The 21,624-nt window shown below is 62.3% G+C and carries 18 protein-coding genes; 9 read left to right on the plus strand and 9 right to left on the minus strand.

Features of this window, described 5'->3' with window-relative positions; translation table 11 throughout:
* Positions 1 to 179 precede the first annotated feature (179 nt).
* Positions 180 to 1,928: a cell division ATPase MinD gene (gene minD, locus B208_RS0110565; RefSeq protein ID WP_081610524.1), complete on the minus strand. Its 1,749-nt coding sequence runs from the start codon at positions 1,926 to 1,928 to the stop codon at positions 180 to 182.
* 105 nt (positions 1,929 to 2,033) lie between these two features.
* Here minD and B208_RS0110570 point away from each other — a divergent pair, with 105 nt between their 5' ends.
* The 3 genes from B208_RS0110570 (at position 2,034) to prf1 (ending at position 4,724) form a co-directional block, all read left to right on the plus strand.
* Positions 2,034 to 2,828: a YqcI/YcgG family protein gene (locus B208_RS0110570; protein WP_007976066.1), complete on the plus strand. Its 795-nt coding sequence runs from the start codon at positions 2,034 to 2,036 to the stop codon at positions 2,826 to 2,828.
* Complete coding sequence (locus B208_RS0110575) at positions 2,825 to 3,397, plus strand: cysteine hydrolase family protein (protein ID WP_007976065.1); 573 nt, start codon at positions 2,825 to 2,827, stop codon at positions 3,395 to 3,397. Before B208_RS0110570 ends, B208_RS0110575 begins: the two co-directional genes overlap by 4 nt.
* Positions 3,398 to 3,482: 85 nt before the next feature.
* On the plus strand, positions 3,483 to 4,724 hold the full coding sequence (prf1, locus tag B208_RS0110580; protein ID WP_007976063.1) for a peptide chain release factor aRF-1: 1,242 nt from the start codon (positions 3,483 to 3,485) through the stop codon (positions 4,722 to 4,724).
* A 41-nt stretch (positions 4,725 to 4,765) separates the two neighbouring features.
* On the opposite strand, the gene B208_RS0110585 is transcribed toward prf1, so the two are convergent.
* Together B208_RS0110585 and B208_RS0110590 are read right to left on the minus strand one after the other, a co-directional pair.
* The gene (locus B208_RS0110585; protein ID WP_007976062.1) at positions 4,766 to 5,554 is read right to left on the minus strand and encodes a hypothetical protein; all 789 of its coding nucleotides are present in this window, start codon (positions 5,552 to 5,554) and stop codon (positions 4,766 to 4,768) included.
* 194 nt (positions 5,555 to 5,748) lie between these two features.
* Entirely contained in the window at positions 5,749 to 6,156 is a 408-nt protein-coding gene (locus B208_RS0110590; protein ID WP_007976059.1) for a hypothetical protein, read from the minus strand.
* A gap of 159 nt (positions 6,157 to 6,315) precedes the next feature.
* Between B208_RS0110590 and ileS the strand changes: the two genes are divergently transcribed.
* Both ileS and B208_RS0110600 read left to right on the plus strand, forming a co-directional pair.
* The gene (gene ileS, locus B208_RS0110595) at positions 6,316 to 9,513 is read left to right on the plus strand and encodes an isoleucine--tRNA ligase (protein ID WP_007976057.1); all 3,198 of its coding nucleotides are present in this window, start codon (positions 6,316 to 6,318) and stop codon (positions 9,511 to 9,513) included.
* A gap of 414 nt (positions 9,514 to 9,927) precedes the next feature.
* Complete coding sequence (locus B208_RS0110600) at positions 9,928 to 12,027, plus strand: hypothetical protein (RefSeq protein WP_007976055.1); 2,100 nt, start codon at positions 9,928 to 9,930, stop codon at positions 12,025 to 12,027.
* Between the two features lie 135 nt (positions 12,028 to 12,162).
* Here B208_RS0110600 and B208_RS0110605 read toward each other — a convergent pair whose 3' ends face one another.
* Positions 12,163 to 12,933, minus strand: a complete 771-nt coding sequence (locus B208_RS0110605) for an HpcH/HpaI aldolase family protein (RefSeq protein ID WP_007976053.1) — start codon at positions 12,931 to 12,933, stop codon at positions 12,163 to 12,165.
* A gap of 70 nt (positions 12,934 to 13,003) precedes the next feature.
* Positions 13,004 to 13,852, minus strand: a complete 849-nt coding sequence (locus B208_RS0110610) for a ribose-phosphate diphosphokinase (protein WP_007976051.1) — start codon at positions 13,850 to 13,852, stop codon at positions 13,004 to 13,006.
* Between the two features lie 252 nt (positions 13,853 to 14,104).
* Here B208_RS0110610 and B208_RS0110615 point away from each other — a divergent pair, with 252 nt between their 5' ends.
* Complete coding sequence (locus B208_RS0110615) at positions 14,105 to 14,590, plus strand: helix-turn-helix domain-containing protein (protein ID WP_007976049.1); 486 nt, start codon at positions 14,105 to 14,107, stop codon at positions 14,588 to 14,590.
* On the opposite strand, the gene B208_RS0110620 is transcribed toward B208_RS0110615, so the two are convergent.
* From B208_RS0110620 to B208_RS0110630, 3 genes are all read right to left on the minus strand, one after another.
* Entirely contained in the window at positions 14,587 to 15,354 is a 768-nt protein-coding gene (locus B208_RS0110620; RefSeq protein WP_007976047.1) for an HVO_0234 family beta-propeller protein, read from the minus strand. The genes B208_RS0110615 and B208_RS0110620 overlap by 4 nt on opposite strands.
* 76 nt (positions 15,355 to 15,430) lie before the next feature.
* On the minus strand, positions 15,431 to 16,111 hold the full coding sequence (locus B208_RS0110625) for an SOS response-associated peptidase (RefSeq protein ID WP_007976045.1): 681 nt from the start codon (positions 16,109 to 16,111) through the stop codon (positions 15,431 to 15,433).
* 132 nt (positions 16,112 to 16,243) lie between these two features.
* Positions 16,244 to 17,410, minus strand: a complete 1,167-nt coding sequence (locus tag B208_RS0110630; RefSeq protein ID WP_007976043.1) for a CBS domain-containing protein — start codon at positions 17,408 to 17,410, stop codon at positions 16,244 to 16,246.
* Positions 17,411 to 17,500: 90 nt separating this feature from the next.
* On the opposite strand from B208_RS0110630, the gene B208_RS0110635 reads away from it, so the two are divergent.
* Both B208_RS0110635 and B208_RS0110640 read left to right on the plus strand, forming a co-directional pair.
* Complete coding sequence (locus tag B208_RS0110635) at positions 17,501 to 18,712, plus strand: RNA-guided endonuclease InsQ/TnpB family protein (RefSeq protein ID WP_018128861.1); 1,212 nt, start codon at positions 17,501 to 17,503, stop codon at positions 18,710 to 18,712.
* A gap of 24 nt (positions 18,713 to 18,736) precedes the next feature.
* Positions 18,737 to 19,099, plus strand: coding sequence for a cupin domain-containing protein (locus tag B208_RS0110640; RefSeq protein WP_007976039.1), 363 nt, complete (start codon positions 18,737 to 18,739; stop codon positions 19,097 to 19,099).
* On the opposite strand, the gene B208_RS24320 is transcribed toward B208_RS0110640, so the two are convergent.
* Positions 19,096 to 19,272, minus strand: coding sequence for a hypothetical protein (locus B208_RS24320; protein ID WP_007976037.1), 177 nt, complete (start codon positions 19,270 to 19,272; stop codon positions 19,096 to 19,098). The genes B208_RS0110640 and B208_RS24320 overlap by 4 nt on opposite strands.
* A gap of 241 nt (positions 19,273 to 19,513) precedes the next feature.
* Between B208_RS24320 and B208_RS0110650 the strand changes: the two genes are divergently transcribed.
* On the plus strand, positions 19,514 to 21,568 hold the full coding sequence (locus tag B208_RS0110650) for a DEAD/DEAH box helicase (protein WP_007976035.1): 2,055 nt from the start codon (positions 19,514 to 19,516) through the stop codon (positions 21,566 to 21,568).
* Positions 21,569 to 21,624: the final 56 nt, after the last annotated feature.

A 21,624-nucleotide genomic window follows, 5' to 3' on the forward strand; every position in this document is an offset into this window, starting at 1 on the left:
CAACCCGAGCGCGACGAGCAGGAACAGGACGATCCACCAGAACGGAACCGAATTACCATCCGCCATTTCGTACTAGGGACCACCGCTGGCTACTTGGTTATTGGCCGCGTTATGAATGAATTCGAGACGATAGGGACAGCACGCGCGGGACGAGGGGAAAATCGGGATTCGAAAGGTGACTACCGGAACAGGGAACCGATTCGACCGAACAGGCCGTTCGTTTCCTTATCGGCGTCCTCGTCCTCGTTACCCTCGTCCTCGTCGACGTCGTCGTTCAAGTCCGGGCGAACAGGCTCGCCCTGAAACGGGACGGCCTCCACCTCGTCATCATCGTTCGGTTCGGCTTCGACGATTTCGTCCGGCAGGTCGGGCGACGATTGTGCGGCGTCCTTGCTCGTCGTTTCGGCTCGCGTCTCATCGTGGTCGGAAAGGACGGTATCGAACTCGTTCGAACCGTCACGGTCCGTTGTGGTGGAATCCGCCGTGGTGGAATCTTCCGTAGTAGCGTCCGCGGCACCGGGGTCCGCCGGGGTCGCGTCGTCCGCCGCGGGACCGTTTTCCCCGTTCGCGGGTTCGAGCGGGTCGTCGCCGGTTTTGATGACCCGTCGGTCGATGAGGTCGTGAACAGGGTCGGTTTCGGGAGCGGACGTTTCGGAACTCGATTCCGTGGGTTCGGGTCCGGAATCGGACGGTGTAGATTCGGGTTCGGGTTCGAGGGTTGAATCGGACGCCGTGGATTCGGAGGCGGACTCGGACGCCGCGGGTTCCGGTCGGGAATCGGAACGGGAGTCGGAGTCGGCGGCGGGTCCGGAATCCGAGGATGACGATTCGCGTTCGTCGGTCGAAACGTCCATCCCCAACTCGGCGGCCTTCAGGTCGGGTTCGACCGGTGGCTCGAAGTCGGTGTCGGGGTCGTCGTTCGAGACGGGAGCGTCGGGGGAGGTGGATGTAGCGTGCGAAGCAGGCGTCGCGTCCGAGTCGGATTCGGCAGTAGGGTCGGATTCCGCGCTCGGCGGGTCCGGTTTGGCCGGGTCCGATTTCGACGAGTCCGCGTTCCACGGGGTCGCTTCGTCGGCCTCCTCCGACGACGTTTCCGGGCCGGGATTCGACGCCGCGGCCGACGGCTCTTCATCGGGGGCGGTTCCGAGTTCGAATTCGGCGTCGGCGAGCGATGGGACGGCGGCCTCGGCGGTGCTGGGTTCGCCGGACAGTTCCGGGGTTTCGGTCTCTCCGGTGAGGATATTCGCGAGTTCGCGGTAGGCCGTCGCGGCGGGGCTGTTCGGCGAGAAGGCGGCCAGCGGCCGACCGGCGTCGATTCCCATCGGAACGGTTTCGTCGTCCGGGACGACGGTGAGGACCTCGGCGTCGAGCGTTCCCTCCACGTTGTCCGCGTTCAGGATGTCGTTTCCGCGCTGGGTGAGCACGGCACCGCCGACCGTTCCCTCGACGCGGTCGGTTAGTTCCGCGGTTTTGGCGGTGTCGCGCACCGCGGCCACGTCGGGCGTGGTGACGAGCAGCACCTCGTCCGCGAGCGAGAGCGGGAGGATGGTGTCGTAGCTGATACCCGCGCCGGTGTCGAGCAAGACGTACTCGTAGTCTTCCGTGAGGTCGGCGACAACCCGCTGCAACTGTGCCGTCTGTGATTGTGCGAACGTGTAGATGTCGGTGCTGCTCGGAAGGACGTCGATGTCACCCGGCGCGTGGTACACCGCGTCCTCGACGTCCGCGTCGCCGGAGAGAACTTCGTGGAGCGTCGCACCGTCCACCTCGAAGTCGAGGTAGCCGCCGACGTTCGCCATCCCGAGGTCCGTGTCCACGACGATTACCTCGTGGTCCGCCGCCGCAAGCATCGCCCCGAGGTTGATTGCGGTCGTCGTCTTCCCCACACCTCCCTTCCCGCTTGCAACCGCGAATACTGTCCCAGTCATGGTTGTTGTGTCAAACCGAACAACAGCACGTATATAAAGTTAGTCCGTCCAGCAGGGAAATCGCGGGTCACAACTGATAGTACGAATCGGTCCTAAGGGCGCATCATGAACGAACCGGGTATCGACGTGCTGATGGACCAAACCACCATCAGGCGTCGCATTGACTCCGGTGTAGTGCCGGACTGGGGCGTCGAACACTACGAGAGCTTTCGGAACGGCCTGCTCGGAGAGCGAAACGACACCCCGTTTCCGTGTTACTTCGGCATCGAAACAGAACAGCGAGGTGACTCGTTGTACACCTTCTGTCCGTCGATGACGGACAAGGACGCGCTGCTCTCGCTCGGTGAAACCCTCCTGGAGTACCACGAAGTCTACGAGGACCACAGCGAACGCGCGCCGCTGACCGTGTTCTTCAAGCCGTCGGCGGAGACGGTCACGGAAGTCGAGTATCACGAGGCGATGTGGCACATTCTGCAGTTCCTCCACGTCCACGACCCGGAACCGTGGCCGGAGGATATCCCGACCGACCCGGACGACAACGAGTGGGAGTTCTGTTTCAACGGCGAGCCGATGTTTCCGACCTGTCGCGCGCCGTTTTACGAGGACAGGAAGAGCCGCTACTGTCCCGTCGGCCTCGAAATCACGTTCCAACCGCGTGCCCTGTTCGAGGGCGTTACGGCGGACACGGAGCGCGGACAGCGGGCCCGCGAAATCATTCAGGGGCGACTGGAGGAGTACGACGGCGTGTGCCCGCACGCACAGCTCGGCGACTGGGGCGTCGAAGGCGACCGCGAGTGGCCCCAGTACCTGTTTTCCGAGGACGAGGAGCAGGCACCGGACGAGTGCCCGATTCGAACCACCCGCGAACACCCGAAGAGCACGATTCTCATCGACGCATGACGTCCGACTTCGACCTCCCGACCGACGCCGTACTGCTGGCAATCGACTTCCAGCAGGGCTTTTCCGACCCCGCGTGGGGCGAGCGCAACAACCCCGACGCCGAGGAACGGGCGGAAGAACTCCTCCGCGCGTGGCGCGAGGCGGACCGCCCCGTCGTTCACGTTCGACATAATTCGACGGAGGAGAACTCGCCACTCCGCGGCGATTCGGACGGCTTCGCGTTCATCCCGGAGCTGGAACCGACCGACGACGAAACGGTCTTCGAAAAGCGCGTCAACAGCGGCTTCATCGGGACGGAACTGGAGACGTGGCTCCGCGACGGCGGGTACGAAACGGTCGTCGTCGTCGGATTGACCACGGACCACTGCGTTTCGACCACGACGCGGATGGCCGAGAACCTCGGCTTCCGCCCCGTCCTCGTCTCGGACGCGACGGCGACGTTCGACCGGATAGCACCCGATGGAACGGAAATATCGGCCGAGACGAACCACCGCGTCGCGCTCGCACACCTCGACGGCGAGTTCGCGGCGGTCGTCGGGACCGACGACCTGCTTTCGGCGATGGCGTGATGCTTCGGGACGGCGAAATGTCGCGCTAACACGCCGCAAGCGAGGTCAAAGGTTACTTACCAGTTGGAGCGGCTAGAAGGGAGTAATGAGCCAGCAGGACGGAGAACAGTCCGACAGGAAAAAGTACGAGTTCCAGAAGGTCATCGAGGACTTGAAGCAGTACGAAGGCTCGGGGACCCAACTCGTCACCATCTACATCCCGGAGGACAAGCAGATAAGCGACGTGGTTGCGCACGTCACCCAAGAGCACAGCGAAGCGAGCAATATCAAGTCGAAGCAGACGCGAACTAACGTGCAGGACGCGCTCACGTCCATCAAGGACCGGCTGCGTTACTACGACACCTTCCCGCCGGAGCGGGGAATCGTCATCTTCAGCGGAGCCATCGACACCGGCGGCGGCCAGACCGACATGGTGACGAAGGTGCTCGAAAGCCCGCCGGACCCGGTGGAGTCGTTCCGCTACCACTGTGACTCCCAGTTCCTCACGGAACCGCTGGAGGAGATGCTCGGCGACAAGGGGCTGTACGGTCTCATCGTCCTCGACCGACGCGAGGCGACCGTCGGGTGGTTGAAGGGCAAGCGAATCGAGCCGGTCAAATCCGCCTCGTCGCTCGTCCCCGGCAAACAGCGCAAAGGTGGTCAGTCCGCCCAGCGTTTTCACCGACTGCGCCTCGAAGCCATCGACAACTTCTATCAGGAGGTCGCGGGGATGGCGGACGACCTGTTCGTCCCGAAGCGACACGAGTTGGACGGCGTGCTCGTCGGCGGTCCGTCGCCGACGAAGGACGAGTTCCTCGACGGAGACTACCTCCACCACGAACTCGACGGGAAGGTACTCGGGAAGTTCGACATCGCTTACACCGACGAGTCCGGCCTGTACGACCTCGTGAACGCGGCGGAGGACACGCTCGCCGACGCGGAGGTCATGAAGGACAAGCGGGAGATGAACGAGTTCTTCCGCGAACTCCACGAGGGCGACCTCGCGACCTACGGGTTCGAACCCACGCGCCGGAACCTCGTCATGGGGTCCGTGGACCGCCTGCTCCTCTCCGAGGACCTCCGCAAGGACGTCGCCGTCTTCGAGTGCGGCGACAAGGAGGAGTACGAGTTCATCGACCGCCGAAAGGGCGACCCGGAACACACCTGCGAGAACGGTTCCGAGGCTGAGATGACCGAGCGCGAGGACGCCATCGAGTTCCTCATGAACATCGCCGAACAGCGCGGCACCGAGACCAAGTTCATCAGCACCGACTTCGAGAAGGGAGAACAACTGATGAACGCGTTCGGCGGCGTCGCTGGCATCCTCCGCTACTCGACCGGCGTGTAAACCGTCGGGTCCGTTGCTGCTGTCTTCTCGATTGTTCTTCGCTACTCTTCGTCCCGTTTCGGCATCGTCGAGTAGTGCGGCGTGGCGTCGATGTCGGGTCTGTCGTCCGGCATCGTGGAGTACGAAAACGTGACCTTCATGTCCGGGCGGTCTCCCGGTCCGCCCCCGGCACTGTCGTCTCCCCGCTCGCCACCGGAACCTAGCTCGCTTTGGGCGATTTGGTCCTTTAACCGGTCGCGGGCGGCGTCGATTTGCTCCCGGAACTGCTCTGCGTTCTCCTCCAGTTCGGACTGGAGTTTTCCTTCCGTCGCCTTCGAGGCCATCTCGGCCGTGTCGCCGGTCATATCTCCGAGGCCCGAACCGTCTTCGTCGTCGTCGGAATCGCTGTCGGAGAGGGAATCGATGGCGTCCGTCAATTCCGTTCCCTCTTCCCACAGGCTCTGCATTTCCTCGGAACTCCAGAACTCGCGGAAGTTGACGGCCTTCACGAGTTCCGTCGAGTCGAGCGCGTCCCGCAGATTTCCGCTTTCGACCGCATCCGGGACGTTTTCGAACTCGATTGCGTTCGGTAACTGCCCGACATCGACGGTTTTCAGGAACGGGTCGGCGTCGAAGCCGTCGAACACGTCCTCCGCTTCGTCGAGGAGGGTCCAGAGAGTGTCGGCTCGCTCGGAAACCTCCTCGAAGGAGTCGGCCGATTCGAAGGCGTCTTCGAGTCGCGCCAGCGCCCGCTGTATCCGCGTCGTGAGTTTCGTTCGGGAGTTCTCGTCGTCGAACTCCTCGATGGACTGTCCCAGCCGGTTCGAAAGGTCGGCGAAGTCGGTTGACATGGTGTATCACCTGTTGGACGGCAAGCCGTCTCGGAAGGACGGTCGTTCCGGGAGTACGGGTTCCGACACGCACGGGGATAAACGCAGTCGCTAGTAGCGAACGGTCGGGGCGGGTTAGGTTCCATTACTTCCGTACCGATTCTCACTCTGCGGTCGCACGGCGCGCCCGAAGTTCGAGATACGAGACGGCCGATTCATGCAATCTCCGGAAGTCGTCCGTATCGGCGTCGGTAAACGAGGAGATACGTGATGAAAAGTAGAATCACGAAGTAGACAGGTGTGTAGAGGATTTGCGTGAACACGTCGGGGGGTCCGAGTACGAATCCGAGAACCATCGCGCCGACATAGCTGATGGTGAAGGTTGCCGCGAGACCCTGCCACGGCGTCGGTGGGTATCGTCGCTCGTTCGCCCGTCGAACGACGAGGAAGTAGTAGAGGGCGGCAGGCCAGAATATCGGTCCCAAAACCGCCCAATAGGAAGGGGATGAACTGCCGCGGGCGGTCGCGTCACTTCGCATCCAGTACGAAAACGACACGATTCCGAAGAGGATTACCAGCAGAATGGGGATGGAGGCGAGATAGGTAACAATGGGAATAGACATAACCATCGATTCACGTTGGAATACAAATATTTTCTGCCGTTGTTTACGATAACTGGCAAGCCAAGGACGACGCTCGTCGAGCAATCCCCGCCGGACGGGTCGTACTGGTCGGACTGCACAACCGAACTCACTTTATTGCCGGGAGCACTCACATCGCACATGAGCAGGTTCGCCGAAGTAGACGACCAGTACGAACCGCACTCGGTGGAAGACCGGGTGTTCGACTACTGGGACGACGTGAACGCCTACGAGAAGACGAAGCAGGCGCGAGAGGGCGCAGAGCGGTTCTTCTTCGTGGACGGGCCCCCGTACACCTCCGGGGCGGCGCACATGGGCACGACGTGGAACAAGTCGCTGAAGGACACCTACATCCGCTACAAACGGATGCGGGGCTACGACGTGACCGACCGACCGGGATACGACATGCACGGCCTGCCCATCGAGACCAAGGTCGAGGAGCGACTGGGCTTCGAGAACAAGAAGGACATCGAGGAGTTCGGAATGGAGAACTTCATCGAGGAGTGCAAGGAGTTCGCCAACGACCAACTCGATGCGATGGACGAGGACTTCAAGTCCTTCGGCGTCTGGATGGACTGGGACAACCCGTACAAGACGCTCAGCCCCGAGTACATGGAGGCGGCGTGGTGGGGCTTCCAGCGCGCTCACGAACGCGGACTCGTGGAACAGGGCATGCGCTCCATCAGCCAGTGTCCGCGCTGTGAGACGGCCATCGCCAACAACGAAGTCGAGTACGAGGACGTGGACGACCCGTCCATCTACGTGAAATTCCCCTTGCGCGACCGAGAGGGAAGCTTAGTTGCATGGACGACGACGCCGTGGACCGTTCCGGCGAACACGTTCGTCGCCGTCGATGCCGACGGGGAGTACGCCGAAGTTCGAGCGACGAAGGACGGCGAGACCGAGACGCTCTACGTCGGCGCGCCGAAAGTCGAGGAAGTCCTGAAGGAAGGTCGCTACGACGACTACGAAGTCGTCGCGGAGCTGACCGGCGAGGAGATGCTCGGCTGGGAGTACGAACACCCGCTCGACGACGAGGTGCCGAACCACCCGAGCGGCGACGGGACGCTACAGGTCTACGAGGCCGACTACGTGGACGTCGAGGGAGACGGTACCGGACTCGTCCACTCCGCGCCCGGACACGGTGAGGAGGACTTCAACCGGGGTCGAGAACTCGGTCTCGACATCTTCTGCCCCGTCGGCGGCGACGGCACGTACAGCCAGGAAGCGGGCAAGTACGAGGGGCAGTTCGTCAAGGACGCGGACGATGATATCATGGCCGACCTCGAAGCGAGCGGGCACCTGCTCGCGTCCGGCACCGTCCACCACAGCTACGGCCACTGTTGGCGGTGTGACACCGGCATCCTGCAAATCGTCACCGACCAGTGGTTCATCACGGTCACGGACATCAAGGAGGAACTGCTCGACAACATCGACGACAGCGAGTGGCATCCGCAGGAGGCCCGCGACGAGCGCTTCCGCAACTTCGTGGAGAACTCGCCGGACTGGAACGTCTCGCGTCAGCGCTACTGGGGAGTTCCGATACCCATCTGGACACCCGAAAATTGGGATGGGAGCATGGACGACGTGGTCGTCGTCGGCACGCGCGAGGAACTCGCCGAGGCGGTCGATCAGGACGTTGACCCCGAAGACGTGGACCTGCACCGTCCGACGGTGGACGACCTGACCATCACGAAGGACGGGACGACGTACACCCGCGTTCCGGACGTGTTCGACGTGTGGCTCGACTCCTCCGTGGCGTCGTGGGGCACGCTCGACTACCCGAGCAACCCGGACGACTTCGAGGAACTGTGGCCCGCCGACCTCATCATGGAGGCCCACGACCAGACGCGCGGGTGGTTCTGGTCGCAACTCGGCATGGGAACCGCCGCACTGGACGAAGTGCCGTACGACGAGGTGCTGATGCACGGGTGGGCGCTCGCCGAGGACGGCCGCAAGATGTCGAAATCCATCGGGAACATCGTCTCGCCCGAAGAGGCCATCGAGCGCCACGGCGCGGACCCGATGCGCCTGTTCCTGCTCTCGCAAAACCCGCAGGGCGAAGACATGCGCTTCTCGTGGGACGAGATGCAGAACATGCAACGGAGCCTGAACATCCTCTGGAACGTGTTCCGGTTCCCGCTGCCGTACATGCGCCTCGATGGATTCGACCCGGATGAGGTGGACGTGCAGGATGCCGAGACAGAACTCGTGGACGAGTGGTTGCTGTCGCGGTTGCAGACCGTGACGACCGAGATGACCGAGGACTGGGACGACTTCCGGCAGGACAAGGCGCTCCGCACGCTGCTCGACTTCGTGGTCGAGGACGTCTCCCGGTTCTACATCCAGGTCGTCCGCGAGCGCATGTGGGACGAGGCCGACAGCGCGAGCAAACAGGCCGCCTACGCGACGTTTTACCACGTCCTGAAGGAACTGGTCGCCCTGCTCGCGCCGTTCGCGCCGTTCGTGAGCGAGGACATCTACCAGAACCTCACGGGCGACGAGGGCGAGGAGAGTGTCCACATGCTCGACTGGCCCGAAGCCGACGAGTTCTGGCAGGACGAGCAGTTGGAAGAAGACGTTGCCGTTCTCCGCGCCGTCGAGGAAGCGGGTGCGAACGCCCGCCAGCAGGCCGAGCGAAAGCTCCGCTGGCCCGTCTCACGAATCGTCGTGGACGCGCGCGACGATTCGGTCGTCCACGCCGTCGAGAACCACGGCGACCTGCTGGCCGACCGCCTGAACGCCCGGGAGGTCGAGTTGGTCTCGCCCGACGAGGGGTGGGGCGAACTCGCCTACAGCGCCGAGGCGGACATGAGCGTCCTCGGACCCGCATTCGGCGGCGACGCGGGGCGGGTCATGAACGCGCTCAACGAGGCGCGCGTCACGGAACAGAACCTGTCCGCGCTCGAAGACGCGGTTTCGGATGCGCTCGGCGAGGACGTGGAACTCGCCGACGAGATGGTCGAGTTCGTCACGAAGACGCCCGACGACGTGTCCGGCGCGACGTTCGACGTCGAAGGGACGGACCTCGGCGTCGTCTACGTCGATACCGCCCTCACCGAGGACATCGAGAGCGAGGGCTACGCCCGCGAAGTCATCCGCCGCGTACAGGAGATGCGAAAGGAAGAGGACCTCGACATCGAGGAGACTATCGACCTCGAACTGGACGTGCGTGACGAACGCGTCGCCGAGTTGGTCGAGCGCCACATGGACCTCGTGAAAGAGGAGGTCCGCGCGGAGAGCGTCGGCGAGGTCGAGGACGGCTACCGCAAGACGTGGGACGTGGAAGGCGTGGAGATGGAAATCGCCATCTCGCCGTTGGCGGAAGCGGAAGCGTAGAACACCGAACCGCGAACGGTGCGAGGCGCGAAGCGCCTCGGTGAGTGAGCGGGGCGAGGAACCCCCGACGGAGTGCCGAAGGCACGACGGACGGGGGTGACGACGTGCTTTTGGTCCAGCTTTTACCAGCGAGTGAACGACGGTGAGCGAGTGCAGTAAAAGGTGGATTGCAATCTCGCCGTTGGCGGAAGCGGAAGCGTAGAACACCGAGCCGCGAACGGTGCGAGGCGCGAAGCGCCTCGAAATTCGGGCGACAAGGGAGCGGAACGGTGGGATTCGCACAGACGGCCCCCCGGTTCGATGCACCTCTCGTTCGAGATATTTCACGGTGAGAAGTGACCAAAGCTATTACCGAGAAGTGAGTAGCAACGTTCGTCAGACGGAGCTATAGAACGGAACACAGTTCTCACAATCATGATACTGGAAGCGTTTTCGGATTCGAAGGGAATCGAAATCACGGATCCGGTCGAAAAGACACGATTCCCGATCCGTACGCCGACGCGGGTGTCACCTGCGGACGTGGCGGTCGACGACCTCGACTTCCCCGTCGAAACGGCGGTCGAAATTCGGACCTCGGCCATCGAAATACCGTTGAGTCGCGGAATCTTCGTTCGGGATTTCGACGGACGGCTTCGTTTCGAGAGCGGCGAAAATAGCGATGGAGCAAGGTTGCCGAGCGACGACTACGTAGTCGAGATCAGCAACGCGCCGATGAAAGTGTACTTTTCAGTTTCCGGGTCGGTATCGTTCGAGCGAAACCATTCGGAGTCGACGTTCTCGTTCGAGCGTGAGCGTCGTATCGTTATCGGCGCTCGCTCACAGTTTCAGAAGCCGCCAGGAACCATCACGGTGACCGACGATGCCGACGACATCATGCGAGCGATGTCGGTGTTCGGGTCGGCGTTGAAAACCACGAGTCCGGAACGGTCGTATCCGACGCTCCGCGGACATCCGCCGCTCATCGAACGCGGCGAGGAGTTCCACGTGTCGTCCTCGATACCGTCATCGGCGACGGAGACCACGCTCGTGCTTCCGCCGGAGCGGGAGTATCTCTATCCGGCGACCTCGCTCGCCTACTATCTCAATTCGTCGGTCGTCCCCGGAAAACAGCCGCGCCTCGTTGCCGATAGCTTCGAGTACGAGTTGGACGGTGACGATGGCTACGAGGCGACGGTCGAACGCGTCCTTCGGCAGGTGTTCTTTCTCGATTGTCTCACGCGGACGAACGGGTTTTATTCGGTTCAGCTCCACGAGCGGGAGGTGGTCGAACCGCGGCTCGACATCGATTTGGATGCGCTCTTCGACGCACCGGTGGCAGAGCGCCTCCCGGCGTATCTCGGTGTGCCGTTCGAGACGCTCGAACCCGCGATTTCGCCGTGGCATCTCGCCGTCGATATGGTGCCGTCCGAGCACAACGTCGAGTATCTCCCGTTTCTGGCCAACAAGCTCGCATTCGTTCGGACGGCACGGTTGCCATCCGAAGCGACGGAGAAATCGCCGGAGCTAATGCACGAATTTTATCGGGCCGGGGTCACGGATTCACCCATCAGTACGGACATCGAATCGAAGACGCGACCGGAGATATTCGAGTTGAAGGGCGAACCGGACACGATAGAGCGTGCATGGGTCGGCCCGGGGTACCCGCTTCGGTGGAGCAAGTTGACGTACGATGGGCTGCACGCGGAAGCGACCCGAAATAAGACGACTGAGAACGCATCTACCCCAACTATCGATGTCACTATCGTCTGCAACGACACCGCGATGCAGGATGAAAGCGATGTCGTTCGCTACTACGACCTCCGCGAACTGCCACGGTTCGACATCTCCGTTCATCACCGAACGACGAAAGCTGAGCTGGAAAAACACCTCACCGAGCAATCCGACTTTTTCCACTACATCGGCCATATTTCGGATGACGGAATACAGTGTGAGGACGGCTATCTCGATGCAAGGGGTTTCTCTGAGGTAAACGCGACGACGTTTCTGCTCAACGCGTGCAATTCTTACAGACAGGGAACTGCACTCATCGAGCGTGGCTCGACGGCGGGTATCGCCACCCTCTCCAAGGTCAGCAACACGACCGCGACGGACATCGGTCGGTCACTCGTTCAGTTGCTGAGCATCGGGTTTCAGCTCCAGACCGCGCTAACGGTGCTAAACCGGGTGAAATTGACAGGTTACCGATATATAGCTCTCGGGGACAGCAGTAAAACGCTGTGTCAAAGTGAGAGTATTGTAACTCCCGTTATCCGGGTCAAAGACGTCGATTCGGGAATATTTAAAATTGAAGTGGATATACATCCGACAAGGAACACCCATCGAGGTACGATTTTGGAGACCGCGGCAGAAAATGCATCCCGGTATCATCTTTTAGCCGGCAAAGTGGGGACATTCGAGTTCACTCCGGACCGGTTGGAAGAATATTTCGCAATGGAGCGGTCACCGGTCGAAATCGACGGCGAACTGTACTGGAGCGACGAACTGTCGGCGGAAGAAGTTACGGAGTTACTGTAGTCACATCGTCGCGGCACGTCGGCTCCGTCGGTGGCGAAAACTGGACTGCGATTACCGGCGGCGAAAGAGAGGAAACCGACCGCGGAAGTCGAAGGTGACCGGAAAGATAGAGGTGCCCTAAAAGGTCGAACGTAGTTACGCCGACGAATCGTTCAGGAAATCCTCGACGCCGGTGCGCATGAAACTCAAATCGGCACCGAGGAGGAAGAACCGAAAGCCGCGCTCGGTTCGCTCGGATTTGATTTCCGGTGTCCGTCCCGCGATTCCCGGATACACGTCGTTGGCTTTCGCCGCCTCGAACACTCGCTCGACTGCCGTCGTCACGTCGGGATGGTCCTTCTCGCCCGGATGGCCGTACGCCGCGGACAAGTCGTTCTCGCCGATGAACGCGACGTCGATGCCATCGACTGCGAGTATCTCCTCGACTCGCTCGACGGCCGCCGGCGATTCGATTTGGACGGTGAGGAGCGTTTCCTCGTTCGCCGTGGTCACGTAGTCGTCGAACTCCTCGCCGTACGTGTTGGCCCGCGTAGTGCCAGCGACGCCGCGCTCCCCGACTGGTGGGAAGTGGGTCGCTCGGACGACGGAATCCGCGTCTTCGGGCGTCTCCACGCCGGGGACGATGACGCCTTTCGCGCCGGAGTCGAGGGCGTGTTTCGCGCCGCCCGAAACGGCTGTTTCGACGGACGGAAGTCGAACGAGCGGCGTGGCGTGTGGTTCGACCGCTCGAACGAGCGCTTCCACGCGTTCGGGCGAGTGGGGTGCGTGTTCGGTGTCGATAGCGACCCAATCGACCGACGTTCGGGAGAGTACCTCCGCCGCTCGCGTGCTCCCCGACAGAAGCCACGCACCGGCGACCGCATCACCGCAGTCGAGTTTTCGCATCGAACGGTTCACGATTGACATACGCGTCCCTTCGGCGGACACGTAATAAAAGGGGGGACGTGATTAGAGAGTGTGTTCGGAGCGAGCGGATTTACAGCGCGTCGGCAATCGTCGGCGCGACGGACACCTGACTGACCGCCCGCTCGATGGTGTCGGTGCCGAACACCGCTTCGACGCCCGCCTGTGCGAGTTTCGTTCGTGCGTTCCGCGCGAGCATCGGGTGGACGCAGGTGACGAAGACGCGGCCCACGTCGCGCTCCTGGAGGAGGGAAACGGCCTCGCTCATGGTCGAACCGGTGGCGATGATGTCGTCTGTGACGACCACGTCGCGGCCGGTGACGTCGGTATCGCTGGGCGTGATTTCGACCTCGGAGCCGGAGATGCGTTTCTTCTCGAAGTAGTCGATAACGCCGTCGCCGTACGTGTCACGGACCGTTTCGGCGATGTCGAGCGCGCCGTCGTCCGGGGAGAGGAAAACGGGGTCGGTCAAGTCGTCCGGGAGAGGTTCCGCGAGACGACCTGCGGCGTCGATAGATTCGGCGGGAACGTCGAAGAAGTCACAGATGGCCTCCTCGTGCGGGTTGACCGTGAGCACGCGGTCGGTTCCGGTGCTGATGGCGCGAGCGACCGCTCGGGCGGAGATGGGGTGGCCGCGGTCGAACGCCCTGTCCTGCCGTGCGTAGCCCATGTAGGGGAGGACGGTGACGACCTCCTCGGCACCCCACTCGCGGGCGGCGTCCTGCAGTTGGAGCAGTTCGAGGTGGGCGTCGCTGGAGACGGTCGAGGCGACGACGACGGCACGACCACCCTCGAATTCGGGAGCGGTTGCGAGCAGTTCGCCGTCCGGGAACGATTCGTACTCCACGAACCCGAGAGGTTCGTTCGATTCGTCGGCGAGAGTGGCCGCCAGAGATTGCGAGGCGGACCCACTGAGTATCATACGCGGACACTGGATATGCCGGGTTAAACCGGTTTTCACTCGTCGGCACGTGTGCCGAGTCAAGCCCTCACAGTCACCCGTCAACCACGCCGATTTCGAACGTCGCTCGCCGATGATTGGGGCACGGCGGGAAGGAAACGGAAGCATCGGTCGGGAGTCGTCGAGAACGGTTCACGATTCTAAATATACGTATGAATTCACCATATTCCAATATACTATTTTATTTATACAATGAAATGGTAGTGTCACACAATGGTTTCGGTAACCCGGTTGAGCATCGAGACATCGCTTCCGGTAGACGAAAACGAGTTGACCCCCGCGGAAAAGGGGGTCCTGAATCTCCTCGCGGAAGGTCGGTGCACGCCAGCGTACGTCGGTAGCGAACTGGCTATCGGAGCGGACACGGCGCGGTCGGTTCTCGACGGGTTCCGCGATGTCGATATCGTCGGGAAACCGTACCGTGGTCTCTACGAGTTACAGGTCGGGGAAGAAACGGACCACGAAAAGTATCGAAATACGGAGGCGGTTCTCTTCGACGTCCCGTTCGACGACGACCAATTCAGGCCGACCGAGCGGGGTATTTTGAATCTGCTCGCCGAAGGCAGAGCGATACCCGCATACCTCGCGCAAGAACTCGACGTGACGCAAGAATGGGTGAAAAATCGGCTCCACGAACTCACCCGTCTCGGCCTCGTTCGACGGCGGTATCGGGGGCTGTACGAACTCGACGTGGACTAGCGGACGGAAAGCCCCGTCACGCCCGTCAACCCGAGATGGCGACTCCGCCAGCCGTCTCCGACGGTCGCCAGAACGGTCCCGGATTCGGTCGCGGCGTACACGCCGTCGCCGAACGCGATGTCCGCGATAGGGTCATCGACCGGAAGCGAAACGTCCGTCCACTCGTTGCCCGCTCGGGAAACCACTTGGTCGGCGGTTGCGGCGTACGCATCCCCGTCCGTCGCGCTCACGACGCGGAAATCGCCCGCCAAGACGTCCATCCAGCCGTTGCCGAGTCGATAGAGACCGTCGGCGGTCGCGGCGAGCGGAACACCCGACGCGGAGACGTCCCGAACGTCGGTCAACCCGGCGTGTTGCACACCTTCAGACGAAACGCGGTAGACGCCCTCGGCGGTGGCGACCAGATTGCCGTCGATGGCTCGCACGGCGTCGAGCGTCGCCAATTCGTGCCACTCACCGTTGTAACGCGCGAGTCGGCCGTCCTCCCCCGCCGCGAGAAGGTCGTCGCCGTCGAATCCGACGGTGACGGCGGGGCCGAATTCGAGCGGCGAAAACGCCGCGTCGAGCACGTCCTCGTCGGTCGCAACGGCGAGGGTTCCGTCGATCGCGGCGATGTCGCGGGCGGCACAGCGGTGGGCCAGCGAGAACTCGCCGATGATGTCACCGGAGACTTCGACGCGAGCGACGCCCAGTTCGGTGGCGACGAAGACCGTCGTCGTTCCCTCCCGGTCGCTGTAGACTCGCTTCTCGTCGATGGTGGTCATACACGAGTGAAGGACGCAACTCGGGGAAAACGTTCGGATTCCCGCCTACCGAAGTCCGGTCGAAAACCGCCGTCGTTCACGAGAAGTCGCCGAGTCCCGTCTGTGTATCCTCTTCGGCGGCGACTTCCGCGACGATTTCGGGGGAATCGTTGTCCGGGCTGTTCACTTTCGTCGAAACCGGATAGGCTCGCATTTCTCCTGCGGGGAACGGGTCGAGCACGGCCCGTCGTTCGTCCGCGTCGCCCGTGAGCCACGTCGTCTCCTCGTCGGGGTCGAGGATGACGGGCATCCGGTGGTGAATCTCGCCGACGACGTCGTTGGGTTCGGTGGTGACCACGGTGAACGACGTTTTCCGCTCCCCGTTCTGCCACGGTTCCCACAGGCCAGCCATGGCGAACGGCTCGCCGTCCGTTCTGGTCATCCGGTAGGGCTGTTTACCCGTCGGGGTCTTCTTCCAGTCGTAAAAGCCGTCCGCGAGGACGAGACACCGGCGGTCGCGGTAGGCGTCCCGAAAGCTCGGCTTGTCGGCCAGCGTCTCGGCGCGGGCGTTGATGTGCCCGCCGCCGAACTCGTCGGCCCAGTGGGGGACGAGTCCCCACGTCGGGAAGCGAATCTCCTCGGGCGCGTCGTTGCGAACGACCGGGTGTTCCTGACCGGGCGCGACGTTGTACCGCGGACGAAGCGGACGGACCGGTTCGGCGTCGAACCGGTCGGTGAGTTCGTCCTGCGGTGCGAAGAGCGAAAGGCGGCCACACATACTCGATACTCCGCGACGAAGAGGAATAAACGCGAGGGCAAACGGGTTCGACGGGTCGGAATCGGAGGTCTCCACTGGGAAGTCGGAGGTACCGACAGAGCAAATCGGAGGTACCTTCGGATTGCGACCTGTTTACGACGGCTGTTCGTGCGGGGCGAGTTCGTCTTCCGTGCGCCCGCTGCTGTTGATGATGTTGAACGCCGTCATCAGGTCGGTGCGGGAGATGATGCCCGTGACGTTCCCGTCGGCATCGATGACCGGGAGACGGCCGATGTTGTGTTGTTGAATCGTTTCGAGCGCGTCCATCGCGTCGCTGTCGGCGGGAATCGTCTTGACGTCGGTGGACATCACTTCCCGGACGGTGTAGGCGTCGCGTTCGACCTGCCTGACGCTCCGAGCGTCGTCCAGCGTTATCATGCCGACGAGTTCGCCGTCGTCGATCACGGGATAGCCGGTGTGGCGCTGTCGGAACATGGTTTCGAGGAGGTCGGCAATGGACATGTCCGACGAGACGGTGTGTAAATCCTCGGCACCGGTCATCACGTCCCGGACGCGGACGTTTCGGAAGGTCGCCGAGAGGACCGACTGTTGGGCCTCGCTGCTCGCGCCGATGTAGATGAAGAAGGCGATACCGATGAGCAACAAGTTGCCGCCGAGGAGGCCGAACAGCCCCAGGAGGATGGCGAACACTTTACCGACCTCGGCGGCGGTCTGGGTGGCTTGCGCGAACGGGCGCGTCCGGGCGAGGAGCGCCCGGAGGACGCGCCCCCCGTCCATCGGGAAGCCGGGGAGGAGGTTGAACGCGGCGAGGACGAGGTTCATCAGGGCGAGGTAGCCGAAGACGAACCGAACGGCCTGCAGGTTCGTCGGGACGACGAAGAGCACGGCGAACGAGAGAACGCCGAGGACGATACTGACGACGGGACCCGCGACGGCGATGAGGAGTTCCTCGGACCACTCCTCCGGCTGGTCGGTGAGGCGAGCGATGCCGCCGAATATCCACAGCGTGATGGAGTCGATGGGGAAGCCGAAATGCATCGAAACGACGGAGTGGCCGAGTTCGTGGAGGACGACACCGACGAACAATCCGATGGCAGCGGCGGCACCGAGATAGAGCGGCATCATCCCCGACGAGAGGGGACCGGCATCTAACCCGAGACCCCAGAGATCGTTCATTATCTGGACCCATTGTTCGACCTGCGTTCCGATGAGCCACGCAAACACGGGCAGAATGAACAGGAAAGTGAGGTCGAGTTTTATCGGGATGCCGAGCACGCTCCCGATTTTGAAGCTTCGCATGGTTAGCTGTAGCACCGGAACCGCCTTAAACCTCGTCGCGGTGAGCGGCGTCCCGAAGTATTCAAGGGGGCGCTCTGGGGAGAAAATAGCGTGAGCGGTCCCGAATATTTCAGACGGACGGCGGTGACGCGCCTGGCGGTGGAGGACGAGGACCACGAGCGGCTGCTGTCCATGGTACGCGAGTGGAAACGCGGGTGCCAAATCGCGGTCAACGCCGCGTGGGGTGTCTGTCACACCCGAAACGAGGTGCAAAAACTGGCGTACGAGAAGTTGCGCGAGCGTACCAGCCTCGGAAGCCAGCACGCCGTTCTCGCCACGCACCGCGCCGCCGAAGCGATAAAACGTGCCCTGGAACGGGACGACGATGCGGCAAAACCAGAGTTCACCAGTCCGACCGTGGTCTACGACAGTCGCACGCTAACGCTGTTTGACCATCGGAACATCAGCCTGACGACGACCGGCGACCGGGTTCGCTGTCGTCTCGTGTTTCCCGACCACGGCTACCAATCGCGGTATCTGGACGACGACCGCTGGGAGCCAGCGAAGAGCACGCTGCACTACCGTGACGGCGAGTTTCACTTCCATCTCGGATTTCGACGCCCCCGCCCGGACGTGGACCTTCCGACCGAAGACGCCACCGTCCTCGGCGTCTCGCTCGGCGTCGAAAACCTCGCCGTGACGAGCACGGCCCGCTTTTTCTCCGGCGCGGAACTCACCCACCGACACGCCGAGTTCGCCGACCTCCGCGAGGACCTCCGCGAGACGAACACCCGGAGCGCACGACGAACGCTGCGGCAAGCCGGGGAACGAATCGAGAATTTCACCCGCAATACCCTCCACGAAGTTGCCGGTGGAATCGTCTCGGAAGCGGAGCGACACGGCTGTTCCGTCATCGCGTTCGGCGAACTCGAAGGCGTACAGGAGATGCTCACGGAAGCGGCCCCGTTCCACGGGCAAGCGTTCAAGCGATTGTTCGAGTTCGTCGCGTATCGGGCGGCCGAGCGGGATATCACGGTGGTACAGGTGAACCCTGAGTACACGAGCCAGCGCTGTACGTCGTGTGGGTTCACGCATCCGCAGAATCGGGACGTGGAGAACAACCGGTTCGAATGTCTGAAATGCGGCAGCGAGGCCAACGACGATTACAACGCGGCAAAGAACGTCGGGTTCCGCTGTATCCGGCGCGGGCCGCTGTCGTCGCGGGGCGTCGGTGCGAAATACTGCGCGCTCGGTTCCGGGCGGGTGACGCCGGACGGGGAGTTCGTCCCGAACGAAGAACTCGAAGCGGTGGGAAAACCTTAGCACGTCGGCTTCGAATGGAAACGTATGTCCAAACCAATCGTACGAAACGCGGACGACATCGAATACGAGGCCGTCGGAGCGGCCGACGGCATGGCGAAAGGGGTTCTCATCGGCGACGAACAGGACGCGCCGAACTTCGCCATCCGTCGATTCACGCTCGACCCCGGCGCGACGGTGCCCGAACACACGAACGAAGTCGAACACGAGCAGTTCGTGCTCGAAGGCGAGTACGTCGTCGGCATCGGCGACGAGGAGTACGAAGTCAGCGCTGGCGATTCACTGTTGATTCCGGCGGGAACGGTTCACTGGTATCGAAACGAGAGCGACGAACCGGGAGCGTTCATCTGTGCGGTGCCGAACGGGGACGACGAGATTCAGCTCGTCTAACGACACTCGGAGAGCGAGACAACGGAGTCGATAGACGAGGAAACCCACGCCGCGTCTTCGCGGGTATCGGTGATTCGAACGAGCGGTCGGTCTCGGTCGGACCCGTCCTCGATTTCGAGGATAACGTTGTCGTCGAAGCGCCGTGGAAGGTCTTCTTCTTGCGTGCCTTTCATTATGCCACCATGCAGCGCTACCGTGCGCTGTCCACCGCTAGCGGTCGAACCGGCTTTGTTATGTGCCGGTTGCGGAGCGGTAGTGGCGGAATAACGACCGCTCGAAGGTGTTAGGCCGAGATTTCCGTTTTTCAACGTCGGCTTTCCACGAACGGTGACATCACCTACCACGGTCGAAAAGTGGCGATTCACCACCGTCTCGTTCGAATCGCTGAAATAGCTCCGGTGTGTAGCACGTCTCGTGTCGAAGCAGGCCCAGCAGGTGGAGACGCTCTTCTGCCACGAAACGGACAGGGGCTATCAGGTCGCCGCCCAGCGGGGCGGTGAGCGGCAGTTCCGTGCCATCCTCGAATTAAAGGAGACGGACGCCGGACCGCGACCGGGACGGTTTCTGTTGAAGGACGGGTCGAGCGAGAAACCGCGCAGTCCCGACGAGTTCGTCGAACTCGCACGGAACGCGAAGCGGATTCGAATCTCGCAGCAGACCTCGCCCGAGGCGCGCGAAGAGCTGAAGGAGATGCTCGACGGCTACCAACTCGACGCGAAAACGGTTCGGACGTGTCGGTTGTGCGCTAACAAGGGACGGTATTCGCCCATCAACGGCGACACGGCCATCGATACGGGCGACGAGTACATCTGTCCCGACTGTGCGACGCGGGAACTGGAGCGGGAACTCTCGTTCAGGGGTAACCTGACGAGCGCCGCCCAGGACCGACTCGAAGACCTCCTGCTGGAAGTACAGGATTTGAAGCGAATCACGAACCTGCTCAAGGGGCGACTCGACCCCGACCTGACGAAGTTCGACGAAATCAGCGCGAACGTCGAGGACATCGAGATGGAGCGGGTGGATTCGCTGAACCTCCACCCCGGAATCCAGAACCTGCTGGAATCGCGGTTCGATACCCTGCTCCCCGTACAGAGCCTCGCGGTACAAAACGGTCTCCTCGACGGTGACGACCAACTCGTCGTCAGCGCGACGGCGACCGGGAAGACGCTCGTCGGCGAGATGACGGGGCTGGACCGAATGCTGAACGGGAAGGGGAAGATGCTCTTTCTCGTTCCCCTCGTGGCGCTGGCGAACCAGAAGCACGAGGATTTCGAGGAAGAGTACGGTGACCTCGCAAACGTCACCATTCGCGTCGGTGCGAGTCGGGTCCGCGACGACGGCAATCACTTCGACCCGAACGCGGACATCATCGTCGGGACCTACGAGGGTATCGACCACGCGCTCAGGACGGGGCGCGATTTGGGCGATATCGGAACGGTCGTCATCGACGAGGTTCACACCCTGCAAGAACAGGAGCGTGGCCACCGCCTCGACGGCCTCATCTCGCGGCTAAAATACTACTGCGAGGAGCGCGCCAAAGAGCGGAACGAGTACGGCGGCGCACAGTGGGTGTACCTCTCCGCGACCGTCGGGAATCCGAAGGATTTGGCGCAGTCGCTGGAGGCGAATCTCGTGGAGTTCGAGGAGCGACCCGTCGCACTGGAGCGCCACGTCACCTTCGCCGAGGGGCACGAAAAGCCCGTGACGGAGAACAAACTCGTCAAACGCGAGTTCGACCGCGAATCCTCGAAGGGGTATCGCGGCCAGACCATCATCTTCACCAACTCGCGGCGGCGCTGTCACGAGATTTCCAGAAAACTGGAGTACAACTCCGCGCCGTACCACGCTGGGTTGGACTACGGACGGCGAAAGAAGGTCGAACGCATGTTCGCCGAGCAGGACCTCGCGGCGGTCGTCACGACCGCCGCACTCGCCGCCGGGGTTGACTTCCCGGCCTCGCAGGTCATCTTCGACTCGCTGGCGATGGGCATCGAGTGGCTGACCGTACAGGAGTTCCACCAGATGCTCGGCCGCGCGGGTCGGCCCGACTACCACGACCGCGGGAAGGTGTACGTCCTCGTCGAACCCGACGGCAGCTATCACAACAGCATGGAAATGTCGGAGGACGAGGTGGCGTTCAAACTCCTCAAAGGCGAGATGGAGGACGTTCGAACCCTCTACGACGAGAGCGCCGCCATCGAGGAGACGCTGGCGAACATCACCGTCGGTGGGAAGGCCGCGAAGCGCCTGAACGACCGGATGATAGGCGACGTGCCGACGAAACACGCGCTCGGCAAACTGCTCGAATACGAGTTCATCCACGGCTTCTCGCCGACGCACCTCGGGCGCGTCGTCACGAGTCACTTCCTCGCGCCGGACGAGGCGTTCCGGATTTTGGACGGCATCCGGAAGGACAAGGACCCGTTCGAAATCGTCGCGGACCTCGAACTGTTCGGCGAGGACGAGTGACACGGGTACCGAGCAAACGAAACGTTTTACACGGGGAGTGCGCTACTGAAGTGTAC

The sequence above is a fragment of the Haladaptatus paucihalophilus DX253 genome (genome assembly GCF_000376445.1).
In the GTDB taxonomy this organism is placed as follows: domain Archaea; phylum Halobacteriota; class Halobacteria; order Halobacteriales; family Haladaptataceae; genus Haladaptatus; species Haladaptatus paucihalophilus.